The 17617-nt window shown below is 63.1% G+C and carries 15 protein-coding genes; 2 read left to right on the forward strand and 13 right to left on the reverse strand.

Annotated features, from left to right (window positions below; genetic code table 11):
- Window positions 1-27: 27 nt before the first annotated feature.
- The 3 genes from ACM43_RS34915 to ACM43_RS34925 form a co-directional block, all read right to left on the reverse strand.
- On the reverse strand, window positions 28-1083 hold the full coding sequence (locus ACM43_RS34915) for a lysylphosphatidylglycerol synthase domain-containing protein (protein ID WP_157285722.1): 1056 nt from the start codon (window positions 1081-1083) through the stop codon (window positions 28-30).
- A 448-nt stretch (window positions 1084-1531) separates the two neighbouring features.
- On the reverse strand, window positions 1532-1834 hold the full coding sequence (locus ACM43_RS34920; protein WP_157285723.1) for a hypothetical protein: 303 nt from the start codon (window positions 1832-1834) through the stop codon (window positions 1532-1534).
- A gap of 2 nt (window positions 1835-1836) precedes the next feature.
- Window positions 1837-3231 carry an OmpA family protein gene (locus ACM43_RS34925; RefSeq protein WP_271546353.1) on the reverse strand — a complete coding sequence of 465 codons (1395 nt, stop codon included), beginning with the start codon at window positions 3229-3231 and terminating at the stop codon, window positions 1837-1839.
- A gap of 163 nt (window positions 3232-3394) precedes the next feature.
- On the opposite strand from ACM43_RS34925, the gene ACM43_RS34930 reads away from it, so the two are divergent.
- Window positions 3395-4453, forward strand: coding sequence for a polysaccharide deacetylase family protein (locus tag ACM43_RS34930; RefSeq protein ID WP_271546355.1), 1059 nt, complete (start codon window positions 3395-3397; stop codon window positions 4451-4453).
- A gap of 91 nt (window positions 4454-4544) precedes the next feature.
- Window positions 4545-5357 carry an SDR family oxidoreductase gene (locus ACM43_RS34935; protein WP_271546357.1) on the forward strand — a complete coding sequence of 271 codons (813 nt, stop codon included), beginning with the start codon at window positions 4545-4547 and terminating at the stop codon, window positions 5355-5357.
- Between the two features lie 473 nt (window positions 5358-5830).
- On the opposite strand, the gene ACM43_RS34940 is transcribed toward ACM43_RS34935, so the two are convergent.
- From ACM43_RS34940 to ACM43_RS34985, 10 genes are all read right to left on the reverse strand, one after another.
- Entirely contained in the window at window positions 5831-7051 is a 1221-nt protein-coding gene (locus ACM43_RS34940; protein ID WP_271546359.1) for a pyridoxal phosphate-dependent aminotransferase, read from the reverse strand.
- 68 nt (window positions 7052-7119) lie between these two features.
- On the reverse strand, window positions 7120-7851 hold the full coding sequence (locus ACM43_RS34945) for an HAD-IA family hydrolase (RefSeq protein ID WP_271546361.1): 732 nt from the start codon (window positions 7849-7851) through the stop codon (window positions 7120-7122).
- A 92-nt stretch (window positions 7852-7943) separates the two neighbouring features.
- A complete protein-coding gene (locus ACM43_RS34950) occupies window positions 7944-8708 on the reverse strand; it encodes an amino acid ABC transporter ATP-binding protein (protein WP_271546363.1) in 765 nt (254 codons plus the stop codon).
- The gene (locus ACM43_RS34955) at window positions 8705-9598 is read right to left on the reverse strand and encodes an amino acid ABC transporter permease (protein ID WP_271546365.1); all 894 of its coding nucleotides are present in this window, start codon (window positions 9596-9598) and stop codon (window positions 8705-8707) included. The genes ACM43_RS34950 and ACM43_RS34955 overlap by 4 nt, the downstream gene beginning before the upstream one ends.
- An 11-nt stretch (window positions 9599-9609) precedes the next feature.
- The gene (locus ACM43_RS34960; RefSeq protein WP_271546367.1) at window positions 9610-10476 is read right to left on the reverse strand and encodes an ABC transporter substrate-binding protein; all 867 of its coding nucleotides are present in this window, start codon (window positions 10474-10476) and stop codon (window positions 9610-9612) included.
- A gap of 145 nt (window positions 10477-10621) precedes the next feature.
- The gene (locus tag ACM43_RS34965) at window positions 10622-11320 is read right to left on the reverse strand and encodes a GntR family transcriptional regulator (RefSeq protein ID WP_271546369.1); all 699 of its coding nucleotides are present in this window, start codon (window positions 11318-11320) and stop codon (window positions 10622-10624) included.
- A 329-nt stretch (window positions 11321-11649) separates the two neighbouring features.
- The gene (gene boxB / locus ACM43_RS34970) at window positions 11650-13101 is read right to left on the reverse strand and encodes a benzoyl-CoA 2,3-epoxidase subunit BoxB (protein WP_271546371.1); all 1452 of its coding nucleotides are present in this window, start codon (window positions 13099-13101) and stop codon (window positions 11650-11652) included.
- A 100-nt stretch (window positions 13102-13201) separates the two neighbouring features.
- On the reverse strand, window positions 13202-14890 hold the full coding sequence (boxC, locus tag ACM43_RS34975; RefSeq protein ID WP_271546373.1) for a 2,3-epoxybenzoyl-CoA dihydrolase: 1689 nt from the start codon (window positions 14888-14890) through the stop codon (window positions 13202-13204).
- A 125-nt stretch (window positions 14891-15015) separates the two neighbouring features.
- Window positions 15016-15828: an alpha/beta fold hydrolase gene (locus ACM43_RS34980; RefSeq protein WP_271546375.1), complete on the reverse strand. Its 813-nt coding sequence runs from the start codon at window positions 15826-15828 to the stop codon at window positions 15016-15018.
- Window positions 15829-16060: 232 nt separating this feature from the next.
- On the reverse strand, window positions 16061-17602 hold the full coding sequence (locus ACM43_RS34985) for a benzoate-CoA ligase family protein (RefSeq protein ID WP_271546377.1): 1542 nt from the start codon (window positions 17600-17602) through the stop codon (window positions 16061-16063).
- Between the last annotated feature and the right edge of the window lie 15 nt (window positions 17603-17617).

Below are 17617 nucleotides of genomic sequence, written 5' to 3' on the forward strand. Positions count from 1 at the left end.
GGACTGTCCTTAAGGACCTGACACCGGTCAGGCGCCGCTGTCGCTGCGCTCTCTCACATAGGCGGCTTCAGGCGCCGGGCCGGGGTCCAGCTTGAGCGCCGCCTGTTGCAAGCGCTTCGATCGGGCGCCGATTATAACCTCTCGAAACGTCAGCAAGATTACAGATAAGACGAACGGAGACAGATAATAGAGGACGCGGAACAGGAGCATGCCGCCCAGCAGCTCCTCGCGGTCCATCTGCCAGAGGCCGACCAGCATGGCGGCATCGAACACCCCCAAGCCTCCGGGTGAATGGCTGGCGAAGCCGAGCAGGGTCGCCGAGACGAAGATCACCGCGACCATCACGAAGCCGAGATTGGGCTCGTCGGGGACCAGCACATACATCGCCAGCGCGCAGAAACCGAGATCGACGATGCCGATCGCGATCTGGAGCAGCGTCAGCGGGCCGCCCGGCAGCACCACGGTCCAGGGGCCGCGGCCGACCACCCGCGGCTGGCTCCAGACCCAGATCACGTAACCGATCAGCGCCACGATGATCGTCAGCGCCAGTGTCCGGTTCAGCCAGACCGGCAGCTGGTCGATCGAGGCTGCCGCCTCCGGATGGTAGGCGATGCCGAGGCCGAGCACGGCGGCATTGCCCAGCCAGAAGGTCAGGCCGGCGAGAAAGCAGATTTTTGCGACGTCGATCGCGTTGAGCCCATAGGCCGAATAGATGCGGTAGCGCACCGCCCCGCCGGTGAAGACGGAGGCGCCGACATTGTGGCCGATCGAATAGCTGGTGAAGGCCGCGAGCGCGTTGATGCGATAGGGCACATGGGCATGGCCGATCGCGCGCGTGGCGAAGAGGTCGTAGAAGGTCAGCGTGAAATAGCCCGCAGTGACGAATAGCGCCGCCATCGCAATCTGGCTCGGCTCGGTGCTCTTGATCGCTTCGAGGACCTCGTTGAAATCGATGCCGCGCAGCATGTGGTAGAGCACGTAGCAAGCGATGCCGATGACCGCGATGCTGATCACGACTCCAAGCTTATGCAGGACTTGCTTCTGGCGCAGAAACGTCATCGCCCTGCGTATGGCTTCCAGCATCTAGACCTCGAACAACGCTTCAGCGGCCAGGGTGGCCGGCGGACAGGCGGACGCGCAGGCATTCAACGAACCCTCGCCGCCGGCGCCGGAATCGCGCATGCCCCCTGCCCCTCCACTAGCGCGTTTTCGGCCGAAGTGGAATTCGCCAATTCGAACAAAAACACGTGCCTTCAATATTTTAGGCAGGGTTGCAGCTCCCAGTGCCAGGGTTTGGCGCTTTCGTCGGCAAGGCTTGGCGCGAATCTCCAGGCGATCCTGCGCAGGGGCCATGAAGTTTTGATGATTTCGGCCGCACAATGTTCCGTCACGCCTTAAGCCGACGTCAATCTATGGAGCCGGCCTGCCTGTTGAAAGAGGGGTGACTGGAGCGGCCAGGTCCCGGTTTTCCAATGCGCCGAAAGGCCGCGGCGGAGCACACCCCGTCCCTCGCTGAGGGTGCATAGCAACATCACACAGCGGCTGGCGGCGCGGTACGCGAGACCACGCGGTCGCGCAGCCACGCGCCGATCGTGCCGCCGACGAGATAGCAGGCGAACATGATCAGGCCGAGGTCGAGCCAGTAGCCGAAGCGACCGGGGACCACATGGGTGAGAGAGGCCGCGACCAGGGCGGCGGCAAACACTGCGAGCCACCGCGCCGTCACCTTCGAGGTGCCGTTGCCGCGCTGGACCACCGAGATCCAGCCCATGCAGAAGCCCAACAGCAGCGAGCCGATCAGCCAGCCGAGATGGAACGAGACGAGATAGGGCATCGTCACCTCACCAGAAATTCGATGCGGCGGTTCTGCGCCTTGCCTTCATCGGTGTCGTTGCCGGCGACGGGCTGCGTGCTGCCATGGCCGACCGCGGTGAAGCGGCTGGCAGGAAGGCCCGCCTTGACGAGATAGTCGATCACCGCCTGCGCGCGCTTTTCCGAAAGGGCCTGGTTGAAGGCATCCTCGCCATCGGCGTCGGTGTGTCCGACGACCTCGATATTGGTGGTGGGGCAGCGCAGCGCGGTCTCGATGAGGCGATCGAGAATGCCGGCCGAGTCGGGGTCGATGTCCGCGCGCCTGTTCGCGAAGCGGATCTTGCCCTTGGTCAGAAGCTCCGAGAACAATTGCTGGCACACGGTGCCGTCGACCGGGCCTGCGGCGGGCTTCACCGTGATCTCCGGCTTGTACTGCCAGTTCTTCGGGAAGTCCTTGCCGAGGCCCGCGCGGATCTCGTTGGCGGCGCCCTCGTAGAGTGCATCGCCCGAGAGCTTCACCTCGCGGTCGGAGACGACCAGCGTGCCGGTCGACAGCCGCGACAGCGCGCCCAGCGCGGCGATAACAGCCGTGCTGAAGGAGCCGGGGGCGCCGATGCTGGCCTTGAGATTGTCGACGACCTTTTCGGTGAAGAACTTTCGCGAGGCGCTGGTGCCGATCGCGGCGTGGACGTTGTTGTCCGGAACATAGCCGGTCAGCGTTACCGTCGCAGCCACCGGATCCTTGTAGGCCTGGAAGATGTAGGGCGGCGCCTTGATCTCGTTGGCCGCAATCGAAAAACCCTCGGGCAGGTTCTTCAGCGCAGCCGCGATCGCCTCACGGCCGCCGAGCTCGCGCGCCATGCCCGACAGATTGACCTTGGTGTCGGTGATCGTGATCTTGCCGTCCTTCAGCTTGCCGATCTGATCCAGCAGCAGCACCGCGGCGGCTTCGAACCGAGGCGGCGCCCCGCGCGCCAGCCCCATCTGGTCGGCGACCTCGACGCCGCCGACTTCCTTGCGGGCCGCCTCGGTCAGCCGGGCCCTCATCGATGGCAGCGGCGCGGAGCCCGACAGCGTCACCCGCACCACGTCGCGCTCGGCATTCCAGACGAAGGGCTTGGCCTCGGGAACGAGGCGGGTCCGGTCGTCGACCAGCCGCACGCCGGGCACGGTTTCGACCGCCATCACGGCGTCGCGGCGCCCCTCCTCGGAGAAGGCGTCCGCGGCCAGGCTGACGTCGCGGCCGTCGACCGCGATCCGGGTCTTGTCCAGAACGGTCTCCTTGAGCGCAGCCGAGCTGCGGGCCGACAGATCGGCCTCCACCGGTAAGGTATTATTCCAGGCCGCAAATCCCCACATGACGGCAAGGGGGATCAACCCCGGCCACCATTTGCTGGCCCACGAGAAAAGCTTCTGCATTCGACGACCCGACCTCTGGAAACGGAGACAAAACAAACCCTTGGCAGGCTGTCAAACCGGAAATGGCCCTGGTCCCAAGGCCCGGGTGGGACAATCGGAATAACTTTTTCTTCAAGAGTTCTTCCGTAAGTTGAGGCCGGAATGCCAAAGTCCCCACCCGGTCATGAAACAACTGCGTAACAACGTCATCCGCGCCGGGCTGGGAGCACTCTATCTCAGCGGGGCGCACCACCTGTTGCGCCCGCTTTTGTCGGGCGTCGGCGCCATTTTCATGCTGCACCACGTGCGGCCGGCGCGCGAGGCCGCGTTCCAGCCGAACCGGCATCTCGAGGTCACCCCCGACTTCCTGCGCGCCACGCTGTGCCATTTGCGCACGCGCGACATCGACATCGTCAGCATGGACGAGCTGCATGAGCGGCTGGTGCAGGGCCGGTTCGACCGCCGCTTCGCCGCCTTCACCCTCGACGACGGTTACCGCGACAATCTGGATTACGCGCTGCCGGTGCTGCGCGAATTTGACGCGCCGCTGGCAGTCTATGTCGCGAGCGATTTTGCCGACGGCACAGGACGATTGTGGTGGACGGCGCTGGAGGCCGTGATCGCCAAGGCCGAGCAGATCGACATTCAGATCGGCAATTCCGCGCTGCGGCTCGATGCGACCAATGTCGCGGCGAAGCAGGCGGCGTTCGACCGCCTGCACGACTGGCTTCGCGCGCTGCCGAGCGAGCAGGATCTTGCGCGCGAGATCGGCGCGCTGTGCAGGACCTACGGCGTCGACATGGAAGCGCTGTGCCGCGGCCTGTGCCTGTCCTGGGCCGAGCTCAAGACCTTTGCCGCCGATCCGCTGGTCACGATCGGCGCGCACAGCGTCAGCCATTGCAACCTCGCCAAGCAGACGGAAGACATCGCCGCGCAGGAGATGGCCGCAAGCCGCGCGCGGATCGAGCAGGTGTTGGAGCGCCCCGTGCTGCACCTCGCCTATCCCTATGGCGACCGTGACGCCGCGGGCGCGCGCGAATTCGCCCTTGCCGCATCCGCCGGTTTCAAGACCGCGGTGACGACGCGGCCCGGCATGCTGTTCGCGGAGAATGCCGACCACATGACCGCGCTGCCCCGCGTCTCGCTCAACGGCAATTATCAGGACGCGCGGATCCTGCCGGTGCTGACCTCTGGCGCCGCGACCGCGATGTGGAACGGCTTCCGCCGCATCGCGGCGGCGTAGGCCTCAATCTGCACTGGTCGAGGACAAGCGCGCCTTCCTTGACTCCTCTCCCTGCTCCGCCCACAACCGGCGGCAACAAAGGGAGGAACGCATGTTCAACGATCTGTTCTCGCTCAAAGGCCGCATCGCGCTGGTAACCGGCGGCTCGCGCGGCATCGGCAAGATGATCGCGGCGGGATTTCTCAGTGCCGGCGCGGCGAAGGTCTACATCACCGCGCGCAAGGCCGGACCGTGCGAGGAGACCGCCAAGGCGCTCAGCGCGCAATATGACGGCGAATGCATCGCGCTGCCGATCGACATGTCCACGGTCGCCGGCTGCGAGCTGCTCGCGAGCGAATTCAAGAAGCGCGAATCCAGGCTCGACATCCTCGTCAACAATGCGGGCGCGGCCTGGGGCGCGGAGTTCGACGAATTCCCCGAGAACGGCTGGGACAAGGTGATGAACCTCAACGTCAAGGCGCCGTTCTTCCTGACCAAGGCGCTGGCGCCGACGTTGCGCGCCTCGGCAAGCGCGGAACGGCCGGCGAAGGTGATCAACATCGCCTCGATCGACGGCATCTTCGTCAATCCCGGCGAGACCTATTCCTATGCCGCGAGCAAGGCCGGGCTGATCCACCTGACGCGGCGCATGGCGGTGAAGCTCATCCCGAACCACATCGTGGTCACCGCGATCGCGCCGGGCCCGTTCAAATCGGACATGAACCGCGCCGCACGCGACCACGCCGACGAGGTTGCAACGCGCGTCCCCGTGGGCCGCATCGGCACCGACGAGGACATGGCAGGCGCCGCGATCTACCTCGCCTCGCGCGCGGGCGATTACGTCGTTGGAGCGACCATCGCGGTGGATGGCGGCATCGTCTATGCGAACCCCGGGATCAAGGGCAGCGGGTGGGACAGCGATTGATCTGGCGATCTCCCGTCACGCGCAGCGGGGCTCAAAACCAAAACGTTGAAAACAACCCCATGCACAGTAGGAGGCCCCTTGATCGACAAGGGGCTTTTCTTGCCGCGCGGAAACGACCCTTGCCGCCGCGATGATGTTGACACGTCGGGCAAAACACTGCCGAGCTGGGGCATGTAGTCAAAATCCATCAGGGGCGATGCAGGCACAGCGACGTCTGCTTTCCGCTCGAAAAGGTGCATTGGCGGTCCCAGATGTGCATGTCCGCCAAGGCCACAATCGAGAGCGTTGCAACACGCCAGGACCACCGCATTCCGGTAGTCGACAAGTGGGACGTCAGCGCTTATCGGGCCTGAGAATAAGAGTTTTCCCTTCTCTCGGGGCGTCATCCCCCGAAGTGAACACCAGATCGCCGTGTCGTTTGGCAGGGACGTAGTTTCCCTGCGGTATTGGCCTTCCACGTTGTTGCGGGATCATCATGCGCGGTATCGCTCGACGAGTTGGACGACCCGTTCGACGGCACGCGCGGCGGGCTGTCGGGCCTGCGAAAAATTGAGACGGACACTGTCGTCGGAGTGAGGGCTAAATTCCGTGCCAGGGGTCACCGTCACGGCGGCCTGATGTCGGAGTATGCGAACGAAATCCCTCATGGATACCGACAGCTTCGGCAGGCGTGGGAACAGGTAGCTGCCGCCTTGTGGTCGACGGACTCTGACACCCTCCACCGAATCGAACGATTCGATCAGATCATCCCGAATGATCTGATGCAGGCGTATACGCTCCTCCATCCATCCTGTCGGCTCGTCAAACCAGCTTTGCAGCACCGATTGGCTATAGCCCGCGGCCCGCAGCGAGACGATCGCCTGCAGCTTTTCCATGCGCGAGATGATCGCTGGAGATCCGAACGCCACCCCAAGACGATACCCACTCAGTGATTCCGTCTTGGAAGGTCCCATGATCGTGATGATCCGGTCAGGGTCGACGTCGCCGGCGCGCAGGTGCCAATAGTCCGCTCCATCGAATATCTGTCGTGCGTATAATTGATCGACGATCACGGTCACACCGTAACGTACGGCGAGCCGCGATATGCTCTCGACGTCCTCCCGACAGTAGATGACGCCAGTCGGATTGTTCGGGTTGGAGAAGACGAAGACCTTCGCTCCGGCTCTGAGGGCATCTTCGAGACCGGAGAGGTCGATTCCACTTGAAGTGGTCGTTCCGAGATAGTCCAGGCTGACGGGAACGATTTCGCCGCCGAAGAACTCGACAAGTTTTCGGTTTGCGAAGTAGTCCGGTCGGACGATCGCGACCTTATCGCCTGCTGACACCGTTGACGCGATGGCCAGAAAGAGTGCGCCCTGGGTTCCTGGCGTGACCATCAGACCCTCGGAGGCTGAAACCGGTGCACCGGTGAAACGCTCGAGCTTCGCCGCGAGCCCATGACGAATCTCGGCATCGCCCCTGTATTCTGTGTAGGCTCTCTTGCCGCCGACACGGACGCCTTGGACGAATGCTTCCAGGGTACCCGGTGCAGGCTCGAAGGCATCCACGTCACCATGGGAAAAGTCAACTGGCATACCGTCGAGAGTTCTCCCCTTCAGCAAATTTGCATGATGAGTCGAAGCCTGACGTACCTCCTGGCCTGGCGCATCGTCGGTAGCAAGTCTTCCGAATTTCTCTAGCAACGAAGTCATCATGTTTCCTTCCTCGGTGCTCCTTTGATGCACCGAGCCAATTGCCTGATCAGCGATGCGGTTTGTGACGCTCAGCTTGCCGAAGCTGATCTGGACCGTCCTTTGTGCAGCGCCACGAGTTCGGCAAGCGAATTGACGGTCAGATGCGGCTCGGCCTCCGTCGCCAAGGTGGCCCCGCTTCCGGCCCGGTCGTGGCGACGATTGACCCACACGGTGGTCAGCCCAAGTTCGCGCCCAGGAGCGACGTCGTGATGCTTGCTCTGCGCGACATGCAGGATTTCGTTTTTTGCCATGCCTTTCGCGGCCAGCGCCTCGATGGCGCGTGTGAAGTGCGGCAGTGCAGGCTTGTACGAGCCGACATCCTCCGCCGTCACCGTTAATTCGAAGGGCACTTCGAGGTGGCGCAGCGTTCCCGTAAGCGACGTGTTGTCAACATTTGACAGGATGACTAGCTTGTAGAAGCGCGACAGATACCGCAGGCTATCCACGGTGTCGGGGAAAGCTGGCCATTCCGGAACCGAAGCCGAGAAATTTGCGGCATGACCTCCGTCCGCGGTCCAGCCAAAGGTGCGCTCGATATCCTTCCATGTCCTGGCGAGCACTTCGGGGTAGAGCAATGCAGGTCTCGTCTGTTGATGCTTGGCCTGGTGAAGCGCGAAGGACGTGACGACGAGATCGGTCGGAATCGCCGGGTTGATGGCGTCGATCCATGGACGGACGACCCGGGCAATGCCGGTCTCCCAATCGATGAGCGTGCCATAACAGTCGAACGTAACAACCTTGAACTTGTCGAAATCGATCACTCGAGGCCTCCTGGTCTGTTGGCGGCGCCTGACGAGCTAGAGCCGCCGATCTCGGTTTTAAAATGCGATGCCGCCAGAATCGCTGGGCCGGGTCACAGAACCTTCGAAAGGAAAGCTCTGGTCCGGTCGCGGCCCGGTCTTCCGAGCACTTGCTCCGGCGTTCCCGTTTCGACGACTTCGCCTTCGTCCATGAAGGCCACGATGTCGGCCACTTCGCGTGCAAATCCCAGTTCGTGCGTGACCACGACCATGGTCTTTCCGGCTTTAGCCAGCGCCTTCATGACGTCGAGCACTTCGCTGACCCGTTCCGCGTCCAGGGCCGACGTGGGCTCGTCGAACAACAGGACGCGGGGGTTCATCATGAGCGCGCGGGCAATAGCAACGCGCTGCTGTTGCCCGCCGGACAGGTGCGCCGGATATGACGATTCGTAGCCGGCCAGTCCGACCGTCGACAGAAGCTCGGCGGCCCGCTCGCGCGCGTCCGCCGCGGCTTCCTTGCGCAACAAGGTAGGAGCGCAGGTCAGATTCTGCGCAACGGTCATGTGCGGAAAGAGATTGAAGTTCTGGAACACCATGCCGACGTGTTCGCGCTGCTGCGCCAAACGACCAGGCGAAAGTCTCCTATAGGCTCGACCGGATAGGACGTAGCCCTGAAGTTCTCCGAAGATCCGCACCTCACCTCCCTGAATCTCCTCCAGGCTGTTCAGGCAGCGCAACAGGGTGGACTTGCCGGACCCGCTCGGGCCGATGATGCAGGATACTCGACCGGGCTCGACGGAGAAATCGACGTTCCTCAACACGGTGCGACCGCCGAATCGCTTGACAAGACCGCGGACGGAAACAGCCAGATCGCTCATCGATCGCGTCCTCTTCGAAGCAGCTCCTTCCACGTCGCGTCCGACTTGCGACTTGTCGATCGGCCATATGCCCGTTCGACCCCATGCTGGACGACCGAAAAGACGGTCGACAAGGCGAGGTACCAAAGCGAAGCGACGATGAGGAGGGGAATGGTCTGATAATTGGTCCCGTAAATGATTTCGGCACTGTGCAGGAGCTCGGACACGCCTAGTACCGATACCAGCGAGCTGTTCTTCAGCATCGCAATCGTCTGATTCCCGATGACAGGAACGATGACCTTCATCGCCTGCGGCAGGAGGATGCGGAAAGTTACCTGCCGCGGCCGGAGCCCCAGGCTGGTGGCCGCCTCCGTCTGACCGCGATTGACGCTCTCGAAGCCCCCGCGGACGATCTCCGCCATGTAGGCGGCTTCGTTCGTGATCAACCCGATGATCGCTGCGAGGAAGGGCGTGACTATCTGCGTGGCATTCACCTCGTATCCGAAGAAGCCGAGCGTCGGATAAAGGGCGGCAAGGTTGAACCAGAAGATCAGTTGCACGAGCAGCGGCGTTCCTCGGAAGAACCAGACATAGCCAGACCCCAGCTTTGCGACCACGGGCGATTGAGACCGCATCATCACGGCCAGCACCGCTCCGATCAGTACTCCGAGAACGATGCTGATCGCGGTGAGCACCAGCGTCATTCCGACGCCCCTGAGGATGATCGGCGCCATAAGATATTCGGCGGCGATATCCCAGTGGAAATTGGGATTGGTCACGACCGAACGCGTCAACGACAACGTCACTAGGATGGCGACGATCCAGCCGGCATACTCCCAGCGGGAACGATGTGGCTTTCTGACGTCCACGAGAATTTTAGGGGCGACCCCCGCCATATTCGGATCCAACATCTCGGCGGCTCTCAGTGGAGTTCGATCGTTTCGAGCGTGGCGTTAGGCAGGCCCCACGCCCGGAATATCTCCTTGTACTGCGGCATGGTCACGATGTGCTTCATGGCCGCGACCAAAGCGGGAGTCAGCGCGCTGCCTTTCTTCGTGGAGAGCGTTATGGGGAGCGGGCGGATCTCCGCGCCGGCGACGCGAAAAATCGGCTGCTTGAGAACCGCGTAACTCATGACCGGCGTATCGCCGAACGCGGCGTCAAGACGACCGGACAAAAGCTGGGTCAACGCATCCTGCTGGCTCGGAAGGCCCACGATGTTGACAGGTTTTTTGCCGCTTGCGGCACACTCGTCCGAGAGTTCCGGCAACAGCTTCGCGAGTTGAAGAGAACCGAGTTGAGCGCCGACGTTCAGGCCGCAGAGGTTCGAGACGTCGGCATTGCTGCTCCTAAGGGTGACGGCCTCGGAGCCCCACTTCGCATAGTCGATCATGTCGAGAACTTTGGTGCGTTCCGGCGTTACCCCCATGCTTGCGATGGACAGATCGAATTGCCCGCTGAGCAATCCGGGGATGATGTTGTCGAATCCTACGTTCGCGAACTGCACCTGCACCCCGAAGACGCGGCCCATCAATCTGGCGAGATCCGGATTCGTGCCGAGTGGCGTTCGACCATCCGTAGCCAGAAACTTGTTCGGCGGCGTCGACAGATTCATGGCCACCTTCAGGCTCTTCGTGCTTGCCGGCAACAGCGCGGCGACTTCCTTCACGGGCTGAACGTCGGCGAAGTCGTTGGCGTCGGTCGTGCTCAGGGCTGGCGCTTCCGAAGCTGCTGATGCGCTTGCGTTCCAAGTGGCGGCGCCGATAGTCCCCGTCGCGATCGCAACCATGAAGCCTCGGCACAGGGAGCGGTAGGCCACTGAGTGTCTCATTTTCCTAATCCTCTTCATGGCAAACGGTTGCTGGTTGTTGGCGCTCAAGTTGACGCCCTGACCGGAGTTGGCGCGACGCCGCTCGTGGCGCGCGGCTGGGAAATCATTCGAGTTCGTCCGCCGTGGAGACGGTGGCCGGTAGCTGATCCAGCATGCGAAGCATCGCCTGCTGGATCTGATCGCCGGTCAGCCGGGCCGCCTGCTCGACATCGCCCGCCCGTAGCGCGTTCACGATATCGCGATGACTGTCATCCCAATCGGCCGACAGACCGACCGTGCGCCAGACGGGGAGCACATATCGATTGATTGCGATCTGCAGTGCCGAAATTTGCGAGAGCAGCCGGGGGCGACCCGAGCGACCGTACAATCGATTATGGAACGCCCAATGGAGGACGGCGGCCTCTGCTCCCAGTCTTGATGGCCGCACCTGTGCGAGAATCTCTTCGGCTTGATCGTAGTCAGCGGCCCGCAGGTGCGGCGCCGATAGCCGAAGCGCGTGCGGCTCGAGCAGCTTCCGCATTTCCATGATGTCTTGGAAATCGGCTCGGCTCAGGGGCGCGACCCTAATGCCCCTATTGAAGCGCTGCACCGCCAAGCCTTCCGTGACTAGCTTTGCCAGCGCTTCACGAACCGGGACGCGGGAGACGCCAAATCGCTGAGCGATTTCGTCTTGGTTCAACCGCTCGTTCGGAGCGAAGGCGCCTTCGAAGATGGCTTCCCGCAACGCCCTTGCGATCGCGTCAGGCAGGCCGTCACGGCCGGCAATATGACGAGCGGCCAAATCGGCGAGGAGGTCGGGCATGAAGAAGTGCACCTAAAATGAATATTGTCGAATGTATTCATTTTAAGGGGTGAGTCAATCCTTTGGTAGCAAGGCTACAAAATTCAGTATTTTCAATGGCTTGATGATTGTTTAGTGGAAAGCCTCACGCAGGCCAGTGGGATGCGGCCCAAAAAAGACTAGTAGACAATCGCAGTGGCGGAGATGTCCCCTCCATTCGTTACGAGTACGCCGCGGCGCCTCCACCGTCGCTGGAATGCGGGATCGCCCGGCCAAGCCGGGCGATGACAGCGGGATGTGTGGCGAGATCGCCGCGTCTTGCGAAGAGCGCTTCGTCCCGCCAGCAGCCCTTACGACTCGATCTTCACGTACTCGAAATCGCCGGGCTTGTTGTCGATGCCGACTTTGGGCGGCGAGATCCAGGAGGCGAACTGGCCGATCTCGGTGACGGGCTGCATCAGCGAGGTGATGAAGTCGCCGTCGCTCGCCGACGGCAGCCATTCGTCCTTGCGCTTGGCCCAGGTGGCATCGTCGATCAGGATCCCATCCGGCGTCGCGTGCACGTCCTTGAACTCGCCGATGTGGCGGTGGAAGGCGACGTTGGGCAGCGTCAGCTTGAAGTCGTAGCCCGCGGTCGAGATCACCTTGTTCCAGCGCAGCATGCCCTTGATGCAATCCTGGCTGTAATCGTCGCGCAGGCGCATGTTGAGCGCGGTCAGCGCCGGCTCGTCAACCAGCTTGATCTCGCCGTTGATCAGCTTGAGCACCGGATAGTTGGAGTTCTTGAGCTGGTGATCGTCGTCGATCTGGGTCTCGTGATAGCGGCCCTTGATGCCGGCGTTGAAGGCGTTGGCCGCGTTGGTCGAGACTTCCGAGCCGAACAGGTCGAGCGAGAGCGTGTAGTGCAGGTTCAGCTTCTTCTGGATGGTCGGAAGATCGATCACGCCGAGCGCGCGGACTTTCGCGATGTCGGTGGGGTCGGTGATGCCGGCCGCCTTCATCGCATCGCAGGTGCGCTGCACGACGCGGGTGATGCCGGTCTCGCCGACGAACATGTGGTGCGCTTCTTCCGTCAGCATGAAGCGGCAGGTGCGCGACAGGGGATCGAAGCCGGACTGCGCCAGTGAGTGCAGCTGCATCTTGCCGTCGCGGTCGGTGAAGTAGGTGAACATGAAGAAGGACAGCCAGTCCGGCGTCGCCTCGTTGAACGCGCCCAGCATGCGCGGCGCGTCGGCATCGCCGGAGCGGCGGCGCAGCAAGTCATCCGCTTCTTCACGTCCGTCGCGGCCGAAATACTTTTGCAGCAGGTAGACCATCGCCCAGAGGTGACGGCCTTCCTCGACGTTCACCTGGAACAGATTGCGCATGTCGTAGAGCGAGGGCGCGGTCTTGCCGAGATGGCGCTGCTGCTCGACCGAAGCGGGCTCGGTGTCGCCCTGGATCACGATCAGGCGGCGCAGCATGGCGCGATGCTCGCCCGGGACTTCCTGCCAGGCCGGCTCGCCATAATGCTCGCCGAACGGCACGACGCGATTTTCTTCCTGCGGCGCAAGCAGGATGCCCCAGCGATATTCGGGCATGCGGACATAATCGAACTTGGCCCAGCCGCGCGGATCGACGGAGTAAGCGGTGCGCAAATAGACCAGCGATTCCTGGAAGCCTTCCGGCCCCATGTCGCTCCACCAGTCCATGTAACCGGGATGCCAGCCCTCCAGCGCTTTGAGCACCTGGCGGTCTTCGGCGAGGTTGACGTTGTTCGGAATCTTGGTCGAGTAGTCGACGTTCATGATGTTCATGTTCATGTGGACCTCCCGTGTGGGACTAGCTCGTTTGAAGGGGCGAATGGCGAATGGCGAGTAGCGAACGGGCATTCCCTATTCGCCATTCGCCACTCCCTACTCGCTAGACTCTCGTCATATCGAATTTCGGTTTCTGGCCGCTGCCGTAGCGGCGCAGCGCGCCTTCTTCGCCGACGGCGTTCGGGCGCTGGAAGATCCAGTTCTGCCAGGCGGTGAGGCGCGCGAAGATCTTCGATTCCATCGTCTCGGGGCCGACGAAGCGCAGGCTGGCTTCCATGCCGGTGAGGCTGTCGGGCGAGAAGCTGGCGCGCTCCTCGAGGAACACGCGGACCTCGTCGTCCCAGTCGATGTCGTCGAGGGCGAAGGTAACGAGGCCAAGCTCTTCGGCCTGCTCGGCGTCGAGGCTGGTGCCGAGCGTTGCTTCCACGCGCTCCAGATCGGACGGATCGGCCTGGAAGCGCGCCTGCAGCCGTGTCAGGCCATGACTCATCGGATAGGGACCGAAATTCATGGCGGACAGCTCGATCGACGGCGGCGGACGATTGTCACCCTGGCGGGTGCCGATCAGCATGTAGGAGCGGTCGGCGGCGAAGACGAGCTCGGCGAGCGTGCCGGCAAAGCAGGAGCCGGGCTCGACCAGCGTCACCAGCGTGCGCGAAGTGACGTCGACGCGCTTGAGCACGCGCTTCCAGTAATGCCTGATCTCGTTGACCAGCCAGTGCGCCTTGTTGGCTTCGAGGAACGCATCGCAGGCGAGCACATGGGCGCGGTCGCCATGGCTCTTGAAGACCAGCATCGCGATCTCGAGCTCGTTGATGCGCAAGTGCAGGATGGCGTCGTCGAGCTCGCGCGCCACTTGCAGCGGCCAGAACGAGGCGCCTTGCGCCATCATGCCGTCGATGTCGGCGGGCGGCGCGGTCTCCGGCGCCTTGATCGAGATGGTGGCAATGCGGGCGGTGCGATCGATGTCGACGCTGACGAAGCCGTAGCGGATGCTGTTTTCGTCGATCAGGCGCCTGAGCGGCGTCAGCGCGATGCCCTTGCCGCTGCCCTTGCGCGTCGAGGCCGCCGCAAACTCCTTGGCGCGCTCGGCGATCTTGGCCTCGAGCTTGGAGTTCGGCGCGATCTCGTCGACGAGGCGCCATTGCACGGCGCGCTTGCCCTTCACGCCTTCCTCGATGGTGCAGAAGACATCGGCGTGGTCGCGCCGCACCTTGCGCTTGTCGACCACTCGCGTGAGACCGCCGGTGCCCGGCAGCACCGCGAGCAGCGGCACTTCGGGCAGCGCGACGGCGGACGAGCCGTCGTCGGCGAGGATGATATGATCGGTCGCGAGCGCCAGCTCATAGCCGCCGCCGGCGGCGGAGCCGTTCACCACGGTGATGAAGCGCTGGCCGGAATTCTCCGAGGAGTCTTCCATGCCGTTGCGGGTCTCGTTGGTGAACTTGCAGAAGTTCACCTTGTGCGCATGCGTCGAGCCCGCGAGCATGCGGATGTTGGCGCCGGCGCAGAACACGCGGTTCTTGGCCGAGCGCAGCACGACGACTTTCACCTCGGGATGCTCGAAGCGCAGGCGCTGGATCGCGTCGGCCAGCTCGATGTCGACGCCGAGATCGTAGGAATTGAGCTTGAGCTGGTAGCCTTCGAACAGGCCGCCATTCTCGTCGACGTCCATCGTCAACGTCGCGACGTCGCCCTCGACCGCCAGCTTCCAATGCCTGTAGCGGGACGGTTCGGTCTGGAAATCGATGAATGTCGCGCCGCCTGCGAGGCGCCGATCTTCCCCGGCCATGAGCCACCCTTGAGCTTGGTTATGCATTCTGGAGCGTTAGATGCACAATAGTGCATCTTATTAGATTAGTCTAGCCCGAATCGCGGCGCCATATGCACTTTGCTTCATCTAGGCGCTCATGGGTTTCATGCGGCCTGAAGCCCCGGATCGTCCCGCAAGGCGGCCTGCGCAAACTGCACGATGGCATCAAGGGTCGGCCCCGGGGCCTCGCGATGTGGGGAATGCGCCGCGCCGGCAATGATTTTCAGGTCGACCGGGCAGTAACATTCTTCCTGCGCGATCTCCGCCTGGCGCACGGTCCCATATTGATCGTCCGCGCCCTGCACGATCATCACGGGCACGCGGATGTAGGCAAGGTATTCGGAGATATCCCAAGTGCGGAATTTCGGATCGAGCCAGGCGCCGTTCCAGCCGTAGAAGGCGTTGTCGACGTCCTTGTGCCAGCGCGTGAGCTTCGACCTGAGGTCCGAAGTTTCGAACGTCGTCTTGATCGCGGCGATCGATTTGATCGAGATGTCCTCGACGACGAAATGCGGCGCGATCAGCACGAGCCCATTGAGGCGATGATCCTGATGCGCCCCGGCATAGATGGTCGCGATCGAGGCACCATCGGAGTGGCCGAGCAGGAGGCCGCGCTTGAAGCCGATCATGTCGAGCAGCTTCGGCAGCACGTCCAGCGCCTCGCGATGCATGTAGTCGAGCGGCCGCGGCAGCGCGACCGGGCTGGACTGGCCGTAGCCTGCGCGCGAATAGGCGAAGATGCCGGCGCCCGTGGCCTGCTGCAGTTTTTCCAGGAAGTCGCCCCAGAGGCCGACGCAGCCGAGGCCCTCGTGCAGCGTGACGATGGTGGGAGCGTCCGCGGACGATGGCGCGAGCCATTTGTATTCGAGGCTGGCTCCATCGATGCTGAGGAAGCCGGTTGGGGTGAGTTGGGTCATGGTCGAATTCCCATTCCTAGCCGATGCCGAGATGCCCACCTCCCCTGGAGGGGGAGGGTCGATTCACAGCGAGCGCAGCGAGATGTGAGGCGGGGTGGGGTGACAGCCTCTCCGCGGATGCGGTGCCCGTGGAGAGATCACCCCACCCCGCCACGCGTCTCGCTACGCTCGATCGCGTGCCGACCCTCCCCCTCCAGGGGAGGGTAAGCGAGCGCGTTCGCCGCCTGCTCACTCAATTCGCGCCCTCGCGCAATTTGAACCGCTGGATCTTTCCGGTCGCGGTCTTGGGTAGCGACTCCACAACGTCGATCCAGCGCGGATATTTCCAGGGGCCGATCTTCTGCTTGACGTGCTCCTTGAGCATCTCCTGCAAATCCGTCGTCTTGGCGCCCGGGCGCAGCACGACGAAGGCTTTCGGCTTTAGGAGTCCTTCCGGATCGGCCTGGGGCACGACGGCAGCTTCCAGCACGGCGGGATGCGTGATCAGCGCGCTCTCCACTTCGAACGGCGAGACCCAGATGCCGGAGACCTTGAACATGTCGTCGGCGCGGCCGCAGAAGGTGTAGCGGCCATCGGCGTCGCGGATGTATTTGTCGCCAGTGCGGGTCCACGGCCCCTCGAAGGTGCGGCGGCTCTTGTGGCGCTGGTTCCAGTAGCCTTCGCCGGCGGAGGGCGCATCGACCAAGAGCTCGCCGACCTCGCCGTCGGCGACGTCCTGCCCGGCCTCGTTGACGAGCCGCACCGCATAGCCCGGCACCGGCTTGCCGGACGAGCCGTATTTAATGTCGCCGGGCGCGTTCGACAGAAAAATGTGCAACAGCTCGGTCGAGCCGACGCCGTCGAGAATGTCGACACCGAACCGTGCCTTCCAGCTGTGGCCGACGGATTCCGGCAGCGCCTCGCCGGCGGAGGTGCAGATGCGCAAAGCCTTGCCGCCGCGCTGGCTCTTCATGGTCTCGTCGTTGAGCATCGCGGCGAACAAGGTCGGCACGCCATAGAAGATCGAGGGATTGTAGCGGTTCATCAGCTCGAACATGCGCGCCGGCGTCGGCCGCTCGCTGTTGAGGATCACGCTGGCACCGACAGACATCGGGAAGGTCAGCGCATTGCCGAGGCCATAGGCGAAGAACAATTTCGCCGCGGAGAGGCACACATCGCTCTCGCGAATGCCGAGCACCTGCTTGGCGTAGGTGTCGGCGGTCGCCTGCAAATTCGAATGCAAATGGCGCACGCCCTTCGGCATGCCCGTCGACCCCGACGAATAGAGCCAGAACGCCGGCTCGTCAGGATGCGTCGCGGCGGTGGTGAACTGATCGCTCTCGCCGGCGAGTTCTTCGGCAAGCTGCTTGTGTCCGTTCTGCTTGGCGCCGGAGACCACGACATGCTCGAGATCCGGCATGCGGCCGACGACGTCCTTGATGACGGGATAGAGCGCTTCGGACACGAACAGCACGCGCGCGCGGCAGTCGGCGAGGATGTAGGCGTATTGGTCCGCGGTCAGCAGCGTGTTGAGCGGCACCGGCACGATGCCGGCGCGGATCGCGCCCAGGAACACGACCGGGAAATCGACCGTATCCAGCATGATCATCGCCACGCGCTCCTCGCGGCGGACGCCGAGCCGGCGCAGCATGTTGGCGGCGCGCCGGGTCTGTTGCTGGAGCTCGCCATAGGTGAGCCGCGAGACGGTGTCGTCGAAGGCGAGCTTGCTGCCCCTGCCCTCCCTGACATTACGGTCGAGCAGCCAGGTCACCGCGTTATAGGATCCCTCGCTCACGGACATCTCCCCGGA

Origin of the sequence: Bradyrhizobium sp. CCBAU 45321 (genome assembly GCF_028128975.1) — a bacterium.
GTDB classification, from domain to species: Bacteria; Pseudomonadota; Alphaproteobacteria; order Rhizobiales; family Xanthobacteraceae; genus Bradyrhizobium; species Bradyrhizobium yuanmingense.